The sequence below is a fragment of the Streptomyces sp. CNQ085 genome (genome assembly GCF_022614595.1).
GTDB lineage: Bacteria > Actinomycetota > Actinomycetes > Streptomycetales > Streptomycetaceae > Streptomyces.
The window spans coordinates 1-20,990 of sequence record NZ_JAJFAU010000019.1 but is presented as its reverse complement, the minus strand read 5'-3'; the positions used below and the strand labels follow the sequence as shown (position 1 = coordinate 20,990).

Genomic DNA, 20,990 nt, shown 5'->3' with positions numbered 1-20,990 from the left:
GGCTCCGGCGGGACGGGAATCCCGGCAGGACACGGGGAAGACCGGGCGGGAGGCGCGGACGAGGGGCCCGGAGCGGGGCCTCAGAGCCCCAGCAGCCACCGCCCGCCACCGGTCAGCGAGCACAGCGCCACGGCGTGGAAGAGCAGCAGCCACAGCGGCGCGGGCGCGTTCGTCAGCCGCGCGAGCTGGTCGGCGTCGGAGTCCGGGGCCTCGCCCCGGCGCCGCTTGCCCTGGAGTTCGAAGACGGGCCGCACGCCGCCCAGCAGCAGGAACCACACCACCCCGTACGCGAACGCCGCCTGCACCTCGGTCCCGGCGAACCATGACATCAGGAAGAAGGCTCCGCCGGCGAGGACGACGGTGAGCACACCGTAGGCGTTGCGCACCATCACCAGCATCGCCAGCAGCAGCGCCGTGGCACTCCACAGCAGCGCGGTGACGTGTCCGGCGCCCAGCAGCCAGGCCCCCGCCAGACCGAGCAGCGACGGCGCGGTGTACCCGGCGGCGGCCGTCAGCACCATCCCGACGCCGCTCGGCCGCCCCCGGGAGACGGTCAGCCCGGAGGTGTCGGAGTGCAGGCGTATGCCCTCCAGCCGCCGCCCGGTCAGCAGCGCCACGATTCCGTGCCCGCCCTCGTGGGCGATGGTCACCGCGTTCCGCGCCACCCGCCACGGTCCCCGTACGGCGACGACGGCCAGGGCCGCCAGCCCGGTGGCCGCCACGACCGCGAACGACGGGTCGGGCTGCGTCCCGACGACGCGGTCCCAGACCTCGGCGATGCCGTCGGTGTCCATGCTCATGCCCGGCCGCCCCCTCCTCTTCCCCGCGGTACGTCCCACCCCCGAGGCGGTGTGCTCCGCAGTGTGCCACGGCCCTCGTACGGCCCCCGCCCGGAGTCCGTGCGGCCGTTCCCGGTGCCGCGGGCCGCACGGACGTGGCAGGGTGGCGGACATGTGCGGACGGTATGCGGCGAGCCGATCGGCCGGTGAACTGGCCGGGCTCTTCGGAGTGGAGAAGCGGGACCCGGCCGAGGAGCCGGCGCCCGACTGGAACGTGGCCCCGACCAAGCAGGTGTACGCGGTGCTGGACCGGCCGGTGAAGGACAGCGGCGACCCCCGCCCCGTGCGCCAGCTCAGGACGCTGCGCTGGGGGCTGGTGCCCTCCTGGGCGAAGTCCCCGGACGTGGGCGTCAAGATGATCAACGCGCGGGCAGAGACGGTGCACGAGAAGCCCTCCTACCGCCGCCCCTTCGCCGCCCGGCGCTGCCTGCTGCCCGCCGACGGGTACTACGAGTGGGTCACCGGGACGGCCGAGCGGCAGGAGGAGGAGAAGGGCAGGCGCAAGCGGCCGCGCAAGCAGCCGTACTTCGTGACCCCCGCGGACGGGTCGGTGATGGCGATGGCCGGGCTCTACGAGTTCTGGCGGGACAGGACACTGCCCGAGGATCACTCGCAGGCCTGGTGGTCCACCTGCACGGTGATCACCACCGAGGCGCAGAGCGAGCCGTTCGCGGGCGCCGGCGGGGACGGACCGCGCTCCCTCGCCGACATCCATCCCAGGATGCCGCTGGTGCTCACCCCCGACCGCTGGGACGCCTGGCTGGACCCGGCCCGCACCGACGCGGAGGAGGTGCGCGGACTGCTGGTCCCGCCGCCGGCCGGGGCGATGCGGGCCTACCCGGTGCGCGGCGAGGTCAGCAACGTGCGCAACAACGGGCCCGGGCTGCTGGAGGAGCTTGACGCGCCCGAGGCCGGGACGCTGTTCTGAGCCGGTGAGCGACGACAGCACCGGTACCGACGGCACCGGCACCACCGAGGAGATCGCCACCCCGGCCGGTCCGGCCCGGATCACCTGGCGCCGCGCCGTCCGGCCGCGCCTGCTCCTCGCGCTCGGGCACGGAGCCGGAGGCGGTGTCGAGGCGCGGGACCTGCGGGCCCTGGCGGACGTGCTGCCCGCGCACGGCGTCTCGGTCGCCCTGGTCGAGCAGCCCTGGCGGGTGGCGGGGAAGAGGCTGGCGCCCGCTCCCGGGAAGCTGGACGAGGGGTGGCGGGCGGTATGGCCCGCCCTGGAGGGGGCAGGGCTGCCGGTCGTCTCCGGGGGGCGCAGCGCCGGGGCGCGTGTGGCATGCCGGACCGCCGCCGAACTCGGTGCGCGCGCCGTGCTCGCGCTCGCCTTCCCCCTGCACCCGCCGGGGAAGCCGGAGCGGTCCCGGGCCGGCGAGCTCACGGGGGCGGGGGTGCGGACCCTGGTCGTCCAGGGCGGGCGTGATCCCTTCGGGCGGCCCGGCGAGTTCCCCGAGGACACGGAGGTCGTCGAGGTGCCCGGAGGCGACCACGGTTTCGCCGTGCCGAAGCGGGGGGCGCCCGGCCAGGAGGAGGCGCTCGACGTGATCACCGGCGCGGTGCGCGAGTGGCTGGCACGGGAATGATCCCGCGCGCGTGCGTGTTGAAACCGTCGCAGTACACGTACGGACCGCACGCACGCGCGAGGAGAGGGAGTCCACCCGACATGGGTTCGATCGCATGCCCGTCCCGCCCTGTGGGTACTCGTGTCACAGCCGCCCAGGTGGACTGGGCGACACTGAGGCTCGCCGGACCCGTGGAGGACGCCCCACTCCAATCGGCGGAGGAGGCGGACCGTCGTCTATTCTCCGGTTCGAATGGGTCCGGCAACGGACTCGAAGCCGCATCGGAGGAGGTGGGTCCGGTCGCCGCGACCGACGACGCTGCGCCCAGGGAGCCCGTGGAGACGGACGCCGAACGGAACGCGCGCTTCGAACGGGACGCCCTGGCCTTCCTGGACCAGATGTACTCCGCCGCGCTGCGCATGACGCGCAACCCCGCGGACGCCGAGGACCTGGTGCAGGAGACGTACGCCAAGGCGTACGCGTCCTTCCACCAGTTCCGCGAGGGCACCAACCTCAAGGCGTGGCTGTACCGCATCCTCACCAACACCTTCATCAACTCGTACCGCAAGAAGCAGCGCGAACCGCAGCGCAGTGCGGCCGAGGAGATCGAGGACTGGCAGCTCGCGCGTGCCGAGTCGCACATGTCGACCGGGCTGCGCTCGGCCGAGTCGCAGGCGCTGGACCGGCTGCCCGACTCGGACGTGAAGGAGGCGCTCCAGGCGATCCCCGAGGAGTTCCGGATCGCGGTCTACCTCGCGGACGTCGAGGGGTTTGCGTACAAGGAGATCGCGGACATCATGGGTACACCCATCGGCACGGTGATGTCCCGCCTGCACCGCGGTCGCCGGCAGTTGCGCGGCATGCTGGAGGACTACGCCCGCGAGCGCGGCATGGTCCCGGCGGGCGCGGACGGCACCACCGCGCCCGAGGAGTCGTACGACCGGAAAGGCTCGGGCTCATGAGTTGCGGAGAGCCGCACGAGACGGACTGCGCTGAGGTCCTGGACCACCTGTACGAGTACCTGGACCGTGAGATGCCCGACGGCGATCTGACGAAGTTCAGGGAGCACTTCCAGGAGTGCTCGCCCTGCCTGGAGAAGTACGGTCTGGAACAGGCCGTGAAGAAACTGGTCAAGCGGTGCTGCGGCCATGACGAGGTGCCCGGCGACCTGCGCTCCAAGGTCATGGGCCGCATCGAACTGATCCGTGCCGGGCGGGCCGTGCCCGAGCAGCCCGTGGTGGAGCCCGGGGCGGGCCGGTCCCGCACCGCTCCCCTCGGGGGCCCGGGCGAGGCCGGCGGGGAACAGCCCTGACGGCCGCGGGCTCCGCGCCCTGCGCACCACCTCGTCCCGTACCCACCACACCACCCGAACGTGTTAACCCGCTCGGCTGCCGCCTGCCGTGGCGCGGACGACCGTGAGCTTCCCCGCGCCGCCGTCCCGGCCGTGCTCCCCGGGCCCCGAACCGCTCGATACCCCCACAGCCGACGGGTAATGAGCGCGCATCCGGGTGGGCATGGTTGGATGCGAACCGGGAACCGCGGCTGGGAGAAGACCGCGGCACGGACACCGCGGCGGGGACCGCGGGACAACGGCCGCGAGGACGGTCGGGAGCAGCAGGCGGGAGTCAGGCGGGAACATCGTGAAGATCTTCGGCAAGACAAGGCACCGGCCCTCCGCCGACTGGCGGGTGGTCACCGACCGCGCGTTCACGCTCATCGGTGACGGGCGCTACGAGGACGCCGGCACGCTGCTGACCCGTGCCGCCGACCTGGAGCCGTGGCTGTCGGAGTCCTGGTTCAACCTCGCGCTGCTGCACAAGTTCCGGCACGACTGGGAGCAGGCGCGCGCCGCCGGACTGCGCGCCGTCGCCCTCCTGGACCGGTCGGCCGGGACTCCCGACTGGTGGAACGTGGGCATCGCGGCCACCGCGCTGCAGGACTGGGCCCTGGCCCGGCGTGCCTGGCAGGCGTACGGCCTGCGGGTACCGGAGATCCCCTCGTCCGACCGCGCCGACGGCGCTGCCCGGCTCCACGCCGGCCCGCCGGCCGGCATGGGGCTGGGCAGCGCCGCGGTGCGCCTGTCGCCGGAGGGCGAGGCCGAGGTGGTGTGGGGACGGCGGCTGGATCCGGCCCGCGTCGAGGTGCAGAACATCCCGCTGCCGTCCTCCGGGCGCCGCTGGGGCGAGGTGGTGCTGCACGACGGGGTACCGCACGGTGAGCGGACCACGGCCGCGGGCCACGCCTACCCGGTCTTCGACGAGATAGAACTCTGGGCGCCCTCGCCGGTGCCCACCTGGGTGGTTCTGCTGGAGGCGGCGACCGAGGCGGACCGGGACGCGCTGGAACTGCTGGCGGCGGACGCGGGTTTCGCGGCCGAGGACTGGTCCTCGTCGGTGCGGCTGCTGTGCCGGTCCTGCTCGGAGAGCCGGATGCCCAGCGACGAGGGCGAGGGCGCCCCCCGGCACGATCCGCACGACCACAGCGTGCCCGGGCATCCGGGGCCGCTGGGGCACATGACGTCGGGAGAGCTGTGGGTGCCCGAGCGCGAGTGCGGCCTGGCGGCCCCGGCCTCCCTGGTGCGCGGGCTGCTCGACGGCTGGGTCGCCGACAGCCCGGACACCCGTGAGTGGCGGGACCTGGAGGAGGTCGGCTGAGACCGGCCGCGTACGGAGCCGGGGGTCTGCCCGTACCCTGTACGGGTCGTGGTGGAGCACCGAGGAAGGCGTACGGCGAAGATGGCGGAGCACGAGACCGGGCAGCGGGTGGACGACGAGGGGTTCGTCGTCGACACGGAGGACTGCGAGGAGCGCGAGCGGATCCACCGCGAGCGCGGCACCGCCCGTCCGATCACCGTCGTCGGCAATCCGGTACTGCACAGGGAGTGCCGCGACGTCACCGGGTTCGACGGCGAACTGGCCAGGCTGGTCGACGACATGTTCGCCAGTCAGCGCGCGGCGGAGGGCGTCGGCCTGGCCGCCAACCAGATCGGGGTCGACCTGAAGGTCTTCGTCTACGACTGCCCGGACGACGAGGGCGTGCGGCACGTGGGCGTCGTCTGCAACCCGGTGCTGGAGGAACTGCCCGCCGAGCGCCGGGCGCTGGACGACTCGGGCGAGGGCTGCCTGTCGGTGCCGGGCGCTTACGCCTCGCTCGCGCGCCCCGACTATGCCGTCGTGCGCGGACAGGACGCCGAGGGCAGGCCGATCACGGTGCGGGGCACCGGGTACTTCGCGCGCTGCCTCCAGCACGAGACGGACCATCTCTACGGCCGCCTCTACATCGACCGCCTCTCCAAGCGCGAACGCAAGGACGTCCTGCGGCAGATGGCCGAGAAAACCCCGCGCTACGAGACGGTGCCCAACGACTGAGCGGCGCCGCGGGCCGGTGGGGCCGCGGTGAACGGCGTGTGACGGTGGGCGGGCCTCCAGTGGCCCGCCCACTGGCGTTTCCGAAGGCGTGTTGACGCGGGTAGACCCCCTCCGCCACCCTCGGAGGCCCCACTGTTCCGACACGGAGGCACCATGCTCAGAGGCATCATCCGTCTCATCCTCGGTGTTGTCATGGTCGCGGCAGCATCGCTGGTCGGCGCGGTCACCACCGCGGGCACCGCCCAGGCCGACACGTGCTACACCTGGAACCGCACCCTCTCCCAGGGCATGTCCGGCTCCGATGTCGCCGAACTCCAGGTCCGCGTCTCCGGTTACCCCGGCTACGGCAACGTGCTCGCCATCGACGGCTCCTACGGCCCGGCCACGGCCGCGGCCGTCAAGCGTTTCCAGGCCGCGTACGGGCTGTCGGCCGACGGTGTGGCCGGTCCGCAGACCTTCAGCAGGATCTACGCCCTCCAGGACGCCGACTGCACCCCGGCCCACTTCTCCTACTCCGAGCTGAACAGGTGCAACTCCACGTGGAGCGGGGGCGCGGTGAGCGCGGCCACGGCCAAGCGCAACGCCCTGATCTCGATGTGGAAGCTGGAGGCGATGCGTCATGCCCTGGGCGACGCGCCGATCCGGGTGACCAGCGGCTTCCGCTCCTACTCCTGCAACAGCGCGGTGGGCGGCTCCTCCAACAGCCGCCACCTCTACGGTGACGGCGTCGACCTCGGCGCCGGCTCGCACACCCTGTGCAGGATGGCGCAGCAGGCCCGCCACCACGGCTTCCGGGGCATCCTCGGCCCGGGCTACCCCGGCCACAACGACCACACCCACGTCGACCACCGCTCCAGCCGCTTCTGGTCGGCATCCAGCTGCGGGATCTGACCGCGGCGCCCGTCCGGAACGGAGCCGGTCCGGAACGGCGTGTGCCCCGTAACCCCGTGCGGGGTTACGGGGCACACGCCTCTCGGGGGAAGGAGGATCAGAAGTCGTCGTCGAAGGAGAGCGATCCCTCCACCGCGACCTGGTAGGCCGAGGCGCGGCGCTCGAAGAAGTTGGTCAGCTCCTGGACGTTCTGCAACTCCATGAAGGAGAACGGGTTCGACGCGCCGTAGCGGGCGGGGAAGCCCAGCCGGACCAGCCGCTGGTCCGCCACGCAGCGCAGGTACTCGCGCATCGACTCGGTGTTCATCCCGGGCAGGCCCTCGACGCACGCCGCGAAGCGGATCAGGTTCAGCAGGAAGCGGCGGCGGTCGGCCTGGCTCTCCTGGCGGTCGATCGACTCCACCCCCTTCCCTCCTTCGAGGGCGGCCACCCAGCGGAAGCAGAACCGTGCCTTCTCCCGGATGGAGTCGATGTTCTCCACCGCGGCGAAGGCGGCGGCGCGCTCGGCCGGGTCGGGCGGGTAGGTGTCCAGCAGGGTCAGGTAGAACCGGACGTGCACGGCCTCCTCGAACAGCCGCCGTGACAGGTACAGCCGCGCCTCGGGTGAGTTGATGTGCCGGTACAGCGTCAGTACCAGCGCGACCCGGCCGGGGTCGGTGGCGGGCAGATCGACGGCGAGGTCGGTCAGGGTGCGCAGCAGCGCCGTGCCGGGGTGGTCGTTCGCCGGCCCAACCCACGAGGCCCGGACGTGTGAGCGCCCCTAGATGTTGTGTCGCAGGAGTCCTCGGGCGGAGTGCGGAACCTCGGCCCGGTGCCGGGCGTCGCGCGGCACGGCGAGGTACGGGTCCTGGGCGCCGAAGTCCAGCAGACCGTCCCCGGGACACACCCCGGCCGTCAGCTCACCGACGGCCTCGAACTCGTACGGGCGGCCCTGAAGGTGATGTCCATGACGGTCGTCATGCGGCGTCCCGGCCGTGGTGGCGCAGCGGCTTTCCGCCGGCGGGGCGCACGGGCGCGGAAGAGGGATCGGCGGGCCGGCGGCCGGGCGCCCGCTCACCGCCCCCGGCCGGGCCGCTGGAGCCGGGCGACGAACTTGTACCGGTCGCCGCGGTAGACCGAGCGCACCCACTCCACCGGCTCGCCCTCGGTGTCGCGCGAGTGCCGGGAGAGCATCAGCATCGGCAGGCCGACGTCCGTGCCCAGCAGGCCCGCCTCGCGCGGGGTGGCCAGTGAGGTCTCGATGGTCTCCTCCGCCTCGGCGAGGTGGATGTCGTACACCTCGGCCAGGGCCGTGTAGAGGGAGGAGTACTTCACCAGGCTGCGGCGCAGGGCGGGGAAGCGCTTCTGCGACAGATGCGTGGTCTCGATGGCCATCGGCTCGCCGCTGGCCAGCCTCAGCCGCTCGATGCGCAGGACGCGGTCCCCGGAGGAGATGTCCAGCAGTCCGGCGAGCCGGTCGTCGGCGGTGACGTAGCCGATGTCCAGCAGCTGGGAGGCGGGTTCCAGGCCCTGGGCCCGCATGTCCTCGGTGTAGGAGGTGAGCTGGAGCGCCTGGGCGACCTTGGGCTTGGCCACGAAGGTGCCCTTGCCCTGGATGCGCTCCAGCCGCCCTTCGACGACCAGTTCCTGGAGTGCCTGGCGCACGGTGGTGCGGGAGGTGTCGAACTCGCCGGCGAGCGTGCGCTCCGGGGGGACCGGGGTGCCCGGGGGCATCGTCTCGGTCATCTCCAGCAGATGGCGCTTGAGCCGGTAGTACTTGGGCACGCGCGCGGTGCGCCCGACGGCGCTGTTCGTGACCCCGTCGCTCTGCATCGCGCGCCTTCCCGGCTCGTGTCGTGACTTCTCCAGTGCCGTCACCGGCTTCCTCCGTACGTAGCGGATCACATCGTGGCACGGCCGCCGTCCCCGGGGGCGTCCCGGCTCAGATGTCGGTCCGGTAACGGATGTGACCGCGAGCTTTGTACACCGTTGACAGCGATATAGGTCTAGGCCAAGCTGCGGGCACTGGTCTAAACCACTATAGGCCAGCCCAGCCCCACGGGCCGTACTCGTCGCATGTCGACGCATCCCGGCGCCCGCCACGCACGGTACGGCAGACGCGGCCATCCGGCGGGAGCGGAGATCTCGGACGGCGGGCGGGGGGGACTTCTGCCATCCCGAAGGAGAAGCACGTGAAGCACAAGCTCGTAGCGGCGATCGGTGCCGCGGCGATGATGACCGGCCTCGTCGCCTGCGGCGGGGACGGCGGGGACACCTCCTCCAAGGCTCCCGGAGAGCGCGACGAGACGCTCACCGTCTGGCTGATGAACGATGCCCAGAGCACCTGGCCCGAGCTGGTCAAGGACGTCAACGCCCAGTTCAAGAAGAAGTACCCCAAGGTCGAGGTCAAGGTCCAGTACCAGCAGTGGGGCGACAAGGCCAAGAAGCTCGACACCGCGCTGGGCGGCGACAAGTTCCCGGACGTGGTCGAGCTCGGCAACACCGAGACCATGACCTACATCCTCAACGGGGCCCTCGGCGAGATCGACCCGGAGAAGTACGACAACTCCGACACCTGGATCCAGGGACTGAAGGACACCTGTTCCTTCGAGGGCAAGCTCTACTGCGTTCCCTACTACGCCGGAGCGCGCGTCGCGATCTTCAACCAGGAGATGTTCGACAAGGGCGCGGGCACCGAGGAGCTTCCGCGGACCGAGGACGAGCTGAAGAAGGCGCTGGACGAGGTCGCGGAGGAGTACGGCGACGACAAGGCCTTCTCCCCCCTCTACCTGCCCGGCCGCTACTGGTACGCCGCCATGTCCTACGTCGCCGCGTACGGCGGCCAGATCGCCGAGTACGACGAGGGCAAGGGCGAGTGGAAGGCCACCCTGAGCACCCCCGAGGCGCGCAAGGGCATCGAGCACTTCATCGGCCTGGTCAACGAGTACAACAACGGCGACCGGACCAAGGACGAGCAGGACCACGCCAACGTCATGGCGAACAAGAAGGCCGCCCTGATCTACGGCAACGGCTGGGAGGCCGGCTCCGTCTTCGGGGGCGAGAACGGCAATCCCGAGCTGGAGGGCAGGATCGCCACCGCCGGCATGCCCGGCCCGAACGGCGAGGCCCTGCCGTCCTTCATCGGCGGCTCCGACCTCGCGGTGATCCAGAAGTCGGAGGCGAAGGACCTCGCCGAGGAGTGGATCTCGCTGTTCACCAGTGAGAAGTCGATGGAGGTCCTGGCCTCCAAGAACATCCTGCCGAACAACACCAAGCAGCTCGAGCCGCTGAAGGAGAAGCCGGAGACCGCTCCGATCGCCAACGCGGTGCCGGACGCCTGGTTCACCCCGATCGCCCCCGGCTGGACCGCGATCGAGAGCCAGAACGTGCTGGAGAACATGCTGCTGGACGTCCTCAAGGGCACCTCGGTGGCCGACGCCACCAAGAAGGCCGACGAGGAGATCGACAAGCTGATCAACAACGAGGTCTGAGCCGCGGCCGGGGCCCGCACCCCCGGCCGTCCCTGCGGCAGGCGGGAGCCGCGATTCACGGCTCCCGCCTGCCGCGCCCCTTCGGTGAAGAGAACGAACGGAAGGCCAGCACCGTGACCGCCGCCGACACCAAAGCCGCCGACCCGCCGGCGGCCCCGCCGCAGAAGCCGGGCAAGGCCGCCCCCGGGCCGTCAGGGGGCGGAGTGCGCCCCAGCCGGAAACCGCGCCCCAAGCTGCCGTACCTGCTGATCGCCCCGGCGATCGTGGCGATCGGCGCGGTCTTCGGCTACCCGCTGGTCGAGACCGTGATCATGTCCTTCCAGGACATGCGCCGCGCGCACCTGTGGGGCGGCACCACTCCGCCGTGGGTGGGGTTCGAGCAGTTCACCAACATCCTGGGCGACCCGGAGTTCTGGTGGGTCGCCTTCCGTACCGTGCTCTTCATGGTCGTCTGTGTGGTGGCGACCATGGGGCTGGGGCTGCTGACCGCCCTGCTGATGCAGCGGCTGTCCACCTGGGTACGGCTGCTGCTCACCGGCGCCCTGATCGCGGCCTGGTCGATGCCACTGCTGGTGGCGACCTCGATCTTCCGGTGGCTCTCCGACTCCGACTACGGCGTGGTCAACAGCGTGCTGAGCAAGATCCCCGGTCTGGACTTCCAGGGCCACAACTGGTTCCTCAACCCCTGGCAGGGATTCACCGTCATCGGTGCGGTGGTGGTCTGGGGAGCGATCCCGTTCGTGGTGGTCACCCTCTACGCCGCGCTCACCCAGGTGCCCAGGGAACTGGAGGAGGCCGCGCAGCTCGACGGCGCCGGAGTGATCGGGGTCTTCCGCAACGTCACCTTCCCGGTGATCAAGCCGGTCTTCCAGATGGTGGCCACCCTCTCGGTGATCTGGGACTTCAACGTCTTCGGCCAGATCTTCCTGATGCGCGGCAACAAGCCGGAACCCGAGTACGAGCTGCTGGGCCTGTACTCGTTCAGCAAGGCGTTCGACAGCGCCTCGTTCAGCCAGGGCACCGCCATCGCCCTCATCACCGTGCTGCTGCTCTCCGGTGTGGCCGTGTACTACCTGCGTCAGCTCATGAAGACAGGAGAGGTCGAGTGAGCACCTCCGTAACCTCCACCGCGCCCGCCAAGGCACCCGAGGCCGCCACCAGCGGTACAGGCGTCCACGAGCTGCGCCCCGACCGCAAGAAGCACCGCCTGGCCTACGACCTGGTGGGGCTGGGGATCTTCGCGGTGATGGCCTTCCCGGTCTACTGGCTTCTCGTCAGCGCCTTCCGGCCGAACCACGAGATCCGCAGCTACGACCAGACGCTGTGGCCCAGCTCGTTCACCGTCGACAACTTCGTCCGAGCCACCGAGGCCCCGAACTTCTGGACCGCGATCCAGAGCAGCCTGATCATCTGCGTCACCTCGGTCGCCGGCGCCATGCTGATCGGGACCATCGCCGCCTTCGCCATCGGGCGTTTCGACTTCTACGGCCGCAAGCCGTTCATGACGATCCTCATCCTGGTGCAGCTGCTGCCGCCCACGGCGATGCTCATCCCCATCTACATCCAGCTCAACAACATGGGCGCGCTCAACGAGTACTGGGGCGTGATCATCGTCTACCTGGTGTCCGTGCTGCCCTTCACCACCTGGATGGTCCGCGGCTTCGTGATCAACGTGCCCAAGGAGCTGGAGGAGTCCGCGATGGTGGACGGCTGCACCCGGATGGGCGCGTTCTGGCGGGTCATCTTCCCGCTGGTCGCCCCGGGGCTGGCCGCGGCGTCCATCTTCGCCCTCATCACCGCCTGGAACGAGTACCTGTTCGCGTACATCCTCCTGCAGGACAACGAGAAGTACACGCTCAACGTGTGGCTGATGAACTTCACCACCGACCGCGGCACGGACTACGGCGCGCTGATGGCCGCCTCCGTCCTCATCTCCATCCCCGTCGTGACCTTCTTCATGATCGTCCAGAAGAAGATGGCGGCTGGGCTCACCTCCGGCGCAGTGAAGGGATGACGCCACTCCCATGACGACTCTCACCGGCACCACCGGCACCCTGGTCCGCAACGCCCTGACCGTGCTCCAGCCCGGCTTCACCGGCACCACCGCGCCCGACTGGCTGCTGCGGCGGCTGGACGAGGGACTCGCCGCGGTGGGCCTGTTCGGCCGCAACATCACATCCCCCGCGCAGCTGGCCGCGCTCACCGCCCAGCTGCGCGGTGTCCGCCCCGACGTGCTGGTGGCCATCGACGAGGAGGGCGGCGACGTCACCCGCCTGGAGGCGCGCAAGGGATCGTCCTTCCCGGGCAACCACGCCCTGGGCACGGTCGACGACACCGCACTGACCCGCGCCGTCGCCCGCGAACTGGGGCGCGGGCTCGCCGAGTGCGGGGTCAACCTCAACTGGGCGCCCTCGGCCGACGTCAACTCCAACCCGGACAACCCGGTCATCGGCGTCCGATCCTTCGGCTCCACGCCGGACCTGGTGGCCCGGCACACCGCCGCCTGGGTCGAGGGGCTGCAGTCCGCCGGGGTCGCCGCCTGCACCAAGCACTTCCCCGGGCACGGCGACACCAGCGTGGACTCCCACCACGCCCTGCCTCGCATCGACGCCGACCTGGCCACCCTCGCGGAGCGCGAGCTCGTCCCGTTCCGGGCGGCGGTCGCCGCGGGCAGCAAGTGCGTGATGAGCGCGCACATCCTGCTGCCCGCCCTGGACCCGGTGCTCCCGGGGACGCTCAGCCCGGCCGCCCTGACCGGCCTGCTGCGCGCGCCCCGGAGCGAGGGCGGACTCGGCTTCGAGGGCCTGATCGTCACGGACGGCATGGAGATGCGGGCCATCGCGGGGACTTACGGCATCGAGCGCGGAAGCGTGCTGGCCGTCGCCGCGGGCGCGGACGCCCTCTGCGTCGGCGGAGGCCTGGCCGACGAGGAGACCGTGCTGTGCCTGCGCGACGCCCTGGTGCGCGCCGTGGTCGAGGGCGAACTGCCCGAGGAGCGGCTCGCCGACGCCGCCGACCGGGTCCGCTCCCTGGCCCGCTGGGCCGCCGGGACGTCCGTCCTCACCGGGGAGGCGGAGCCCTCCGATCCCCAGGTCGGCCTGGAGGCCGCCCGCCGCGCGCTGAGGATCACCGTCCGGCAGGACCACACCCCCCTGACCGGGCCGCCGTACGTCGCCGCCTTCACCCCCGTGGCCAACATCGCCGTCGGCGACGAGACCCCCTGGGGGCTCGCCGCCGAACTGGCGGAACTGCTCCCGGGCACCACGACCGGCTCCTGGGGCCGCGAGCGGGCCGAACGGGCGGGGCAGGGCGGACCGGTAGCACAGGTGCTGGAGGAGGCGGCCGGCCGCAGGATCGTCGCGGTCGTGCGCGACGTCCACCGGCACCCCTGGATGACAGACGCGCTGGACGCCCTGCTCGCCGCCCGGCCGGACACCGTCGTGGTCGAGATGGGCCTGCCCCAGGCGCCGCCCTCCGGGGCGCTCCACATCGCGACCCACGGCGCCGCCCGCGTCTGCGGACGGGCGGCCGCGGAGGTCGTCGCGGGCCGGGGAACCGGCGGCTGAACTCCGCCGGCCACTCCCCGGGACGACCGGGCCCGCGCCTCCCCCGACTCCGCGGGCCCGGCCGTCGGCGTGTTCGTCTTCCGTACACGGTGCGGTGGGACGTGGGCTGTGGGCGGCCTGTGGCGGGAGCTCCCCGAAGGGCCCTGGAACACCCGCGGGCCGCGGCGCCGGGACGGGACCCTCAACCCGTCCGGCACCGCAGCCCGGAGCGATCGGAGACCCGGCGCAGTCAGGGCAGAGAGCGCCCGGTCTCGCTCCGCCCTCCTGTGCGGGGAGGGCGGAAGTCCGTCGCCATTGTGGACCGGGCCACAGACCCGTGTCCACGCCTTGAAGGCACCAGCGGTTCGCCGGTGGCGGCTGCCGTCAATTCTTGCGCACGACGGCGCGTATGCACAGACGTACGACAGGATCCGTCGCCGGTTAGGCTCACACCGTGCCCTCCATGAACGACCTCGTACACCAGCACACCGCCCTCGGCGACTCCGACCTGGAGTGGCTGCACCTGCTGGTCTCCGAGTGGCAGCTGCTGTCCGACCTCTCCTTCGCCGACCTGGTGCTGTGGGTCCCGACCAGGGACGGCACGCGCTACGTCTCCGTGGCGCAGATGCGCCCCAACACCGGCCCCACCTCCTACCAGGACGACATGGTCGGCCACCTCGTGCCCAGGGGGCGCCGGCCGCTGCTGGACGCCGCCCTGGACGAGGGCAGGATCGTCCGGGAGGGCGACCCCGAATGGCGCGAGGAGGTGCCGGTGCGGGTGGAGTCCATCCCCGTGCGCCGCGCGGGCCGCGTCCTTGGCGTCATCGCCCGCAACACCAACCTGCTGACGGTGCGCACACCCAGCCGGCTGGAGCTGACCTATCTGCAGAGCGCCTCGGACCTGGCCCAGATGATCGCGGCAGGATCGTTTCCCTTCCCCGATCAGCAGGTCGACATGGACGCCTCCCCGCGGGTCGGCGACGGACTGATCCGGCTCGGCGCCGACGGCGTCGTCCAGTACGCCAGCCCCAACGCGCTCTCCGCCTACCACCGGCTGGGCCTGGCCGCCGACCTGGTCGGGCTGCACCTGGGCCAGGCCACCGCCGAACTGGCGCCCTCCCGCGGCCCGGTGGACGAGTCGCTGGTCAAGCTCGCCAGCGGCTGGGCGCCGCGCGAGACCGAGATCGAGGGCAACGGCTGCGTCGTGCAGCTGCGGGCCATCCCGCTCAAGCCCAAGGGGGTGCGGATCGGTTCGCTCATCCTGCTGCGCGACGTCACCGAACTGCGCCGCAGGGAGCGGGAGCTGATCACCAAGGACGCCACCATCCGGGAGATCCACCACCGGGTGAAGAACAACCTCCAGACCGTCGCCGCCCTGCTGAGGCTCCAGGCCCGGCGGATCGGCGCGGGCACCGGCGGCACCGCACGGGAGGCGCTGGAGGAGGCCGTCCGCCGGGTCGGTTCGATCGCGATCGTCCACGAGACGCTCTCCCAGACGCTGGACGAGCGGGTGGAGTTCGACGAGATAGCCGACCGGGTGCTGGCGATGGTCGCCGAGATCTCCCCGGGCATGGTCACCGGGCGGCGTACGGGCCGCTTCGGCGTACTGGCGGCCGAGGTGGCCACCCCGCTGTCCATGGTGCTCACGGAGGTGCTGCAGAACGCCCTGGAGCATGGTTTCCGGCCGGGGGAGCGGGGCACCGTCGAGGTCACGGCCGTCCGCGGCGCGGTCGCCGGCCGCGGGGAGGGGCGACTGCTGGTCACGGTGCAGGACGACGGGCGCGGTCTGCCGCGGGACTTCGACGTGCGCACCGCGGGGAACCTGGGACTGCAGATCGTGCGGACGCTGGTGGAGGGGGAGCTGGAGGGAGGCTTCGACATGCTCCCGGCTTCCGGCGGCGGTACACGGGTGGTCCTGGACATCCCCGTGGAGCCGGAGAGGCGCTGACCCCGGCGACCGGTGCGGGTACGAGACCGAGTCCCGTACCCGCACAGCATCCGTACGGCACTGAGCCCCGGACCGTTGAGTACGGTCCGGGGCTCAGTGCCGTCGTTGCGGTGCGCACTGTGGGTACTGCGCGCTGCGGCTCGGGGGCAGCAGGTGGCGGGGTGGGCGTCAGGCAGTGGCCTTGCGTGCCCGGTTGCGGGCGGCGCGGCGCTTCATCGCGCGGCGCTCGTCCTCACTGAGGCCACCCCAGACACCGGAGTCCTGGCCGGACTCCAGGGCCCACTGCAGGCACTGCTCCATCACGGGGCAGCGGCGGCAGACGGCCTTGGCTTCCTCGATCTGCAGCAGCGCAGGACCGGTGTTGCCGATCGGGAAGAAGAGCTCGGGGTCTTCCTCGCGGCAAACGGCGTTGTGACGCCAGTCCATGGCTGCTCCATCTCCTACGCGTTGCGGTAATCGCTTGTGAATGTGAACGCTTTCACGAATCTCCCCGCAAGGGAAGGGTCGGCGCCCGGCTTCACCGGGAGTGTCCCGAGGGATGAGGGGGTGGATTCGGGGCTCTCAAGGGGGTCGGCGTCGACCGTCCCGATCGCCATGAAGAGACTCGCAAACCTCGGCTGCGGATACAACCCCTTCCGGAAAGTTTTTTTTGATTCCTTGGTGTCAACTAGGTCACAGCCGTACTTCCAGGGGGTGGAACCTGGTCTAAACGTTCGAGTGAAAGGACTTTCACCATATCCACTTACACAATCACACGCAGTGCACGGCGTACGCCTGTGAACGTGACGCTCGTACGCAGCCCCAGGTGGTCACCGTCCATCTGAAACGGCAATGGCACCTGTGATTCCAAGGTGAAGTCGGTGAGGTCGTGAAGTGAGACGACGTGCTTGCCGCGCGGACCGCGCTCGGGCGAGGAGGCCAGCAGCTGGGTGCCGTGGCGGGTCACGGCGGAGGGGGTGAGCCGGGTCAGTCCGAGCACGTCGAGGGCGGTGTCGAAGGAGGCGCGGGGGGCCGCGTACACCGGGCGGTTGCCCAGGTAGGTCCAGGGCGCGGTGTTGCAGACTATGGACAGCGCCAGCTCCTCCACCGGCTCCTCGCCGGGCCGCCGCAGGGTGATCGTCCCGTGGCGGCGGTAGGGGTCGCCCAGGAACTGCCGCACCACCTGCCGCACGTAGAGGGCGTGCGTCGAGCGCCTGCCACCCTCGCGCTTCTGTTCGACCCGGCCCACCACGCCCGCGTCGAAGCCGAGGCCCGCGCAGAAGGTGAACCACCGGGGCGGCACCTCCGCGTCGTCCGTCCCCGGCGTACCGGCGGCCAGGCCCAGGCCCACCGTGCGTTCACCGCCGGAGTTCAGCGCGTCCAGCAGCGCGCCCGTGGCCTCCACCGCGTCGTTGGGCAGCCCCAGGGCGCGGGCGAAGACGTTGGTCGAACCGCCCGGCACGACCGAGAGGCGGGGAAGGGCGTCGGGAGCGGGGCCGTCGTGCAGCAGCCCGTTGACGACCTCGTTGACCGTGCCGTCACCCCCGAGCACGATGACCAGCTCGATCTCCCCGCGCTGGACCGCCTGCCGCCCCAGATCGCGCGCGTGCCCCCGGTACTCGGTGGTGGCGACCTCCAGCTTGAGGTCGCTCGCCAGGGCGTGGATGAGGACGTCTCGGGTGCGGGCACTGGTGGTGGTGGCTGCCGGGTTGACCACGAGGAGCGCGCGCATGGTGTGCAGCGTACCCAGCCGTTCGCGGCTGAGACGGGCGGCCCGGTCCGGGCGGTGTTCCGGCAGGCCCCGCTACCCTGGCGACGTGACCACGGACGCATCCTCCGCCGACTCCCCCCGCACACCCGACGCTCCCCGGCCCGGACGGATCACCGCCGCGGCCGCCGTGGTGGCGGCCCAGGCAGTGGTGGTCGCCGGCCTGGGGGTGACCATGCTGGTCCTGCTGCTGACCGGCAGCCGGGCCGACGACACGGTGCAGGCCCTCACCGGAGCCGCGACCGTGCTGACGCTGGCCGTGCTGCCGCTGGCCGCCGCGCGCGGGCTGTGGCTGCGGCGCCGGTGGAGTCGCGGACCGGCGGTGATCGTCCAGCTGATGGCGCTTCCGGTGGGCTGGCAGATGGCCCAGAACGGCGGCGCGTGGCTCGCGGCCGGAACTCTCATCGCGCTCACCGCGCTGGCCGTGCTCGGCTGCCTGATGAGCCCGACGGCGGCCGGGGCGCTGGGCATCGCCCCGCGCGAATCCCGGGACGCCTGACCGGACCGGCACGCGCCCTGCCGGAGGAGCCCGGGCTCCTCGCCGCTTCCGGCCGGCTCCCCGGCTACTCCTCGATCAGCAGCCGGTCACGCAGTTGGGCCAGGGTGCGGGCCAGCAGCCGCGATACGTGCATCTGGGAGATGCCGACCTCCTGGGCGATCTGCGACTGGGTCATGTTGCCGAAGAAGCGCAGCAGCAGGATCTTCTTCTCGCGCGGCGGCAGCTCCTCCAGCAGCGGTTTGAGCGACTCCCGGTACTCCACGCCCTCCAGGGCGTCGTCCTCCGCGCCCAGGGTGTCCGCGACGGCCGGGGACTCGTCGTCGGTGTCCGGGACGTCAAGGGAGAGAGTGCTGTAGGCGTTCGCCGACTCCAGGCCCTCCAGTACCTCCTCCTCGGAGATCGACAGGCGCTCGGCCAGTTCGTGGACGGTCGGGGCGCGGCCGTGCTGCTGGGACAGCTCGGCGGTGGCCGTGGTCAGCGACAGCCGCAGCTCCTGGAGCCGGCGGGGCACCCGCACCGCCCAGCCCTTGTCGCGGAAGTGCCGCTTGATCTCACCGACGACCGTGGGGGTGGCGTAGGTGGAGAACTCCACGCCGCGCTCCGGGTCGAAGCGGTCCACCGACTTGATCAGGCCGATCGTGGCGACCTGTGTCAGGTCGTCCAGCGGCTCACCGCGGTTGCGGAAACGCCGCGCCAGATGCTCCACCAGCGGCAGGTGCATCCGTACCAGCGAGTCGCGCAGCTCGGCGCGCTCCGGGGAGTCCGCCGGGAGGCCGCGCAGCCTGACGAACAGGTCCCGTGCGCCACTGCGGTCCTGGGGATTCGGCTGGTGGTGCACATAGGCGACCTTCCCGCCGGCCCCTTCGTCCTCGTGCATGTCGTGTTGCCGGTCCTCCATGGCATCCGCCCGCTCCGCCCGCTGATCAGGCTCGACCGGATGGGGCCGGGCGTGCTGCTCGGGGATGACCGGGCCCGCCGCCTTGTCGTGGCGGCCCGTCCGCGTTTCGCTCTCCAGGTCGTTCACACCGACCCCCTTGTCCCGTACCGGCCCGTGTGTGCCGGTCACGGCGCCCCTGGGCCGGCGCCGCGCTTCTTGTGCAGGCTGATGCTGACCGTGCGGTCCTCGGCCACGGCCGAGTCGACCTCGCCCGCCAGGGCGGAGAGCACCGTCCAGGCGAAGGTGTCGCGCTCGGGGGCGCGGCCGTCCGTGGTGGGTGCCGAGACCGTCACCCACAGAGAGTCCCCGACGAGGTTGAAGACACAGCTCAGCACACTGCCGGGGACCGCTTGCTGGAGCAGGATGGCGCACGCCTCGTCGACGGCGATGCGCAGATCCTCGATCTCGTCGAGGGTGAAGTCCAAGCGGGCCGCGAGACCGGCGGTGGCGGTACGCAGAACCGAAAGGTAGGCACCCGCGGCGGGCAGCCGGACCTCGACGAAGTCCTGCGTCCCGGGCTCGCCTGCGATCTGGGACACCCTCACCTCCAAGGTGACACGAGCTGGTGACTGCCGTGTACGCCCGTCCGACGACCCTGCCGTAACGGGGCAACAGGTCAACGCACGGGCGAGGCAGATCGTTCGACTGCGACGCTATCGTGATCCGGGGCATGCTGTCGCCCGGACCGAAAGGGGCACCCTTCCTGCGCTCGTCACCCATAGTAAACACATGGGCACTTTGCGTGGCTAGAGGTCTGCGATGCCCAATTCCTTTCCGGTCACGCTGCGTTCACAGCGCTTGGGGGCCGCCGGTTGTTCCCGGCGCCCCGAACTCCTCCGGCGCGCGTCCGGTCGCGAGGGTCCGGCGCCCCCGTGAGCGGGCTCGCCGGGTGGCCCGCGCGGAAGCCGGGCAGGGACCCGCTCCAGTTCAGTACCCATCACCGGGAGCGTTCGTAACCCCGCCCGGCGCGGACGCGCGCGAGTTCGGCCGGCGGTTCCCTGCCGGATCGTGCGGGGAGGGGGGAGGCTAGCCGGTGACCACGGCGGCCACCGTCGTCCCCCAGGGGAAGGCACCCTCGCCGGCCAGGGCCGCCAGGCCGTACAGCATCTTGGCGACGTACACGCGGTCCAGATCCGGCAGCTCGTGCCGGGCGGCGAACCCCCGGGCGAAGGACTCCAGCGCGCCGGTGGTGCGGGCGAAACCGCCGCAGTGGAAGCGGTCCTCCACCCTCCAGGTACCGCGGCGCCCGCCGAAGGCGGCGCGCTGGAGCCGCTCCACCTCCCCGGCGAGGAAGCCGCCCCGCAGGGCGGCGAAGCCGATCGCGCGCTGCCCGTGGGCGAGACCCGCGGCAAGCCCGGCGAGGGTGCCGCCCGTACCGCAGGCGACGGCCACCACGTCCGCCGCGCCGCGCAGCTCACGGCCCAGTTCCGCGGCGCCCCGCACGGCCTCGGCGTTGCTGCCGCCCTCCGGTATGAGGCGGAACGGGCCGAAGTGGTCGCGCAGCGTGGCCGTCCACTCCGGGTCGTTCCTGCGGCGGTAGTCCGCCCGCGTCACGAAGTGCAACCGCATGCCATCGGCGGCGCAGCGGGCCAGGGAGTCGTTGAGGGGCCGGCCGGCGAGTTCCTCGCCCCGCACGACCCCGATCGTCGACAGACCCAGCAGGCGCCCGGCGGCGGCCGTGGCGCGCAGATGGTTGGAGTAGGCCCCGCCGAACGTCAGCAGCGTGCGTTCGCCGGTTCGCGCGGCGGCGCGCAGGTTGGGCGCGAGCTTGCGCCACTTGTTGCCGACGAGGTCCGGGTGGACCAGGTCGTCGCGCTTGAGCAGCAGCCGGACCCCGTGGTGCGAGAAGCGTTCGTCCTCGGCCTCGACCAGAGGGGAGGGCAGGCGTGGGGCGAGGGACTCCAAGGTCACCGGGGGCGTTCGGGACGCCGGGGCCTTCCGGGGGACGGGCGGGGGAAGCGGTGTGCTGCTCATCCAGCCATTGTCCCGTCGGCGTGGCACCGCGTGTCACCGGTCGACCGGACACGCGGATACGTCCGCGCGGGCGCCGCGGGATCCGGGCCCGGCGGGGGAACTGGAGCGGCGCGGCTGCATAGTGCTCCGTTAGGCGGGCGGCCCGCCCGGAACGCCCGTCCGCCGTGCCGCGGGGGTTGACGGACGAAGGGCCCGGGAAGAAGG

Annotated in this window: 22 protein-coding genes and 1 pseudogene; 14 read left to right on the top strand and 9 right to left on the bottom strand. The window is 71.7% G+C overall.

Going from position 1 to position 20,990, the window contains the following annotated elements; translation table 11 throughout:
• Positions 1-80 precede the first annotated feature (80 nt).
• Positions 81-794: a M50 family metallopeptidase gene (locus tag LJ221_RS05990; RefSeq protein ID WP_241714449.1), complete on the bottom strand. Its 714-nt coding sequence runs from the start codon at positions 792-794 to the stop codon at positions 81-83.
• Positions 795-951: 157 nt separating this feature from the next.
• On the opposite strand from LJ221_RS05990, the gene LJ221_RS05985 reads away from it, so the two are divergent.
• The 7 genes from LJ221_RS05985 (at position 952) to LJ221_RS05955 (ending at position 6,666) form a co-directional block, all read left to right on the top strand.
• Entirely contained in the window at positions 952-1,767 is an 816-nt protein-coding gene (locus tag LJ221_RS05985; protein WP_241714414.1) for an SOS response-associated peptidase, read from the top strand.
• A 4-nt stretch (positions 1,768-1,771) separates the two neighbouring features.
• On the top strand, positions 1,772-2,428 hold the full coding sequence (locus tag LJ221_RS05980; RefSeq protein ID WP_241714413.1) for an alpha/beta family hydrolase: 657 nt from the start codon (positions 1,772-1,774) through the stop codon (positions 2,426-2,428).
• 269 nt (positions 2,429-2,697) lie between these two features.
• Positions 2,698-3,369 (top strand): sigma-70 family RNA polymerase sigma factor, encoded by a 672-nt coding sequence (locus LJ221_RS05975; protein WP_241714412.1) that lies wholly within the window; start codon positions 2,698-2,700, stop codon positions 3,367-3,369.
• Positions 3,366-3,719 (top strand): mycothiol system anti-sigma-R factor, encoded by a 354-nt coding sequence (gene rsrA / locus LJ221_RS05970; RefSeq protein ID WP_241714411.1) that lies wholly within the window; start codon positions 3,366-3,368, stop codon positions 3,717-3,719. The genes LJ221_RS05975 and rsrA overlap by 4 nt, the downstream gene beginning before the upstream one ends.
• A gap of 328 nt (positions 3,720-4,047) precedes the next feature.
• The gene (locus LJ221_RS05965) at positions 4,048-5,061 is read left to right on the top strand and encodes a tetratricopeptide repeat protein (protein WP_241714409.1); all 1,014 of its coding nucleotides are present in this window, start codon (positions 4,048-4,050) and stop codon (positions 5,059-5,061) included.
• Between the two features lie 81 nt (positions 5,062-5,142).
• Positions 5,143-5,775 (top strand): peptide deformylase, encoded by a 633-nt coding sequence (gene def, locus LJ221_RS05960; protein WP_241714407.1) that lies wholly within the window; start codon positions 5,143-5,145, stop codon positions 5,773-5,775.
• A gap of 153 nt (positions 5,776-5,928) precedes the next feature.
• On the top strand, positions 5,929-6,666 hold the full coding sequence (locus LJ221_RS05955) for a D-Ala-D-Ala carboxypeptidase family metallohydrolase (protein ID WP_241714405.1): 738 nt from the start codon (positions 5,929-5,931) through the stop codon (positions 6,664-6,666).
• Between the two features lie 97 nt (positions 6,667-6,763).
• Here LJ221_RS05955 and LJ221_RS05950 read toward each other — a convergent pair.
• A pseudogene (locus LJ221_RS05950) lies at positions 6,764-7,303 on the bottom strand (ribonucleotide-diphosphate reductase subunit beta); the annotation flags it as partial.
• Between LJ221_RS05950 and LJ221_RS05945 the strand changes: the two are divergent.
• Positions 7,280-7,420 carry a hypothetical protein gene (locus LJ221_RS05945; RefSeq protein WP_241714404.1) on the top strand — a complete coding sequence of 47 codons (141 nt, stop codon included), beginning with the start codon at positions 7,280-7,282 and terminating at the stop codon, positions 7,418-7,420. The pseudogene LJ221_RS05950 and the gene LJ221_RS05945 sit on opposite strands and share 24 nt — an antisense overlap.
• Before the next feature lie 6 nt (positions 7,421-7,426).
• Here LJ221_RS05945 and LJ221_RS05940 read toward each other — a convergent pair whose 3' ends face one another.
• Together LJ221_RS05940 and LJ221_RS05935 are read right to left on the bottom strand one after the other, a co-directional pair.
• Complete coding sequence (locus LJ221_RS05940; protein ID WP_241714401.1) at positions 7,427-7,723, bottom strand: hypothetical protein; 297 nt, start codon at positions 7,721-7,723, stop codon at positions 7,427-7,429.
• Positions 7,720-8,478 carry a GntR family transcriptional regulator gene (locus LJ221_RS05935; RefSeq protein WP_241714448.1) on the bottom strand — a complete coding sequence of 253 codons (759 nt, stop codon included), beginning with the start codon at positions 8,476-8,478 and terminating at the stop codon, positions 7,720-7,722. Before LJ221_RS05935 ends, LJ221_RS05940 begins: the two co-directional genes overlap by 4 nt.
• A gap of 359 nt (positions 8,479-8,837) precedes the next feature.
• On the opposite strand from LJ221_RS05935, the gene LJ221_RS05930 reads away from it, so the two are divergent.
• The 5 genes from LJ221_RS05930 to LJ221_RS05910 all read left to right on the top strand — a co-directional run bounded on the left by LJ221_RS05930 (position 8,838) and on the right by LJ221_RS05910 (position 15,629).
• On the top strand, positions 8,838-10,136 hold the full coding sequence (locus tag LJ221_RS05930) for a sugar ABC transporter substrate-binding protein (RefSeq protein WP_241714399.1): 1,299 nt from the start codon (positions 8,838-8,840) through the stop codon (positions 10,134-10,136).
• Positions 10,137-10,249: 113 nt separating this feature from the next.
• A complete protein-coding gene (locus LJ221_RS05925) occupies positions 10,250-11,245 on the top strand; it encodes a carbohydrate ABC transporter permease (protein WP_241714397.1) in 996 nt (331 codons plus the stop codon).
• 71 nt (positions 11,246-11,316) lie between these two features.
• Positions 11,317-12,150 (top strand): carbohydrate ABC transporter permease, encoded by an 834-nt coding sequence (locus LJ221_RS05920; RefSeq protein ID WP_241714447.1) that lies wholly within the window; start codon positions 11,317-11,319, stop codon positions 12,148-12,150.
• Between the two features lie 10 nt (positions 12,151-12,160).
• On the top strand, positions 12,161-13,702 hold the full coding sequence (locus LJ221_RS05915; RefSeq protein ID WP_241714396.1) for a glycoside hydrolase family 3 protein: 1,542 nt from the start codon (positions 12,161-12,163) through the stop codon (positions 13,700-13,702).
• 442 nt (positions 13,703-14,144) lie between these two features.
• Positions 14,145-15,629 (top strand): PAS domain-containing sensor histidine kinase, encoded by a 1,485-nt coding sequence (locus LJ221_RS05910; RefSeq protein WP_241714394.1) that lies wholly within the window; start codon positions 14,145-14,147, stop codon positions 15,627-15,629.
• Positions 15,630-15,797: 168 nt separating this feature from the next.
• On the opposite strand, the gene LJ221_RS05905 is transcribed toward LJ221_RS05910, so the two are convergent.
• Entirely contained in the window at positions 15,798-16,055 is a 258-nt protein-coding gene (locus LJ221_RS05905; RefSeq protein WP_028427873.1) for a WhiB family transcriptional regulator, read from the bottom strand.
• 316 nt (positions 16,056-16,371) lie between these two features.
• Positions 16,372-17,340 (bottom strand): diacylglycerol kinase family protein, encoded by a 969-nt coding sequence (locus LJ221_RS05900; protein ID WP_241714392.1) that lies wholly within the window; start codon positions 17,338-17,340, stop codon positions 16,372-16,374.
• A gap of 85 nt (positions 17,341-17,425) precedes the next feature.
• On the opposite strand from LJ221_RS05900, the gene LJ221_RS05895 reads away from it, so the two are divergent.
• Entirely contained in the window at positions 17,426-17,875 is a 450-nt protein-coding gene (locus tag LJ221_RS05895) for a hypothetical protein (protein WP_241714390.1), read from the top strand.
• Positions 17,876-17,939: 64 nt separating this feature from the next.
• Here LJ221_RS05895 and LJ221_RS05890 read toward each other — a convergent pair whose 3' ends face one another.
• The 3 genes from LJ221_RS05890 to LJ221_RS05880 all read right to left on the bottom strand — a co-directional run bounded on the left by LJ221_RS05890 (position 17,940) and on the right by LJ221_RS05880 (position 20,786).
• A complete protein-coding gene (locus LJ221_RS05890) occupies positions 17,940-19,049 on the bottom strand; it encodes an RNA polymerase sigma factor SigF (protein ID WP_374228388.1) in 1,110 nt (369 codons plus the stop codon).
• Positions 18,938-19,351 (bottom strand): anti-sigma regulatory factor, encoded by a 414-nt coding sequence (locus LJ221_RS05885; RefSeq protein WP_093847771.1) that lies wholly within the window; start codon positions 19,349-19,351, stop codon positions 18,938-18,940. Before LJ221_RS05885 ends, LJ221_RS05890 begins: the two co-directional genes overlap by 112 nt.
• 487 nt (positions 19,352-19,838) lie before the next feature.
• Positions 19,839-20,786: a 1-aminocyclopropane-1-carboxylate deaminase/D-cysteine desulfhydrase gene (locus LJ221_RS05880; RefSeq protein ID WP_241714388.1), complete on the bottom strand. Its 948-nt coding sequence runs from the start codon at positions 20,784-20,786 to the stop codon at positions 19,839-19,841.
• Between the last annotated feature and the right edge of the window lie 204 nt (positions 20,787-20,990).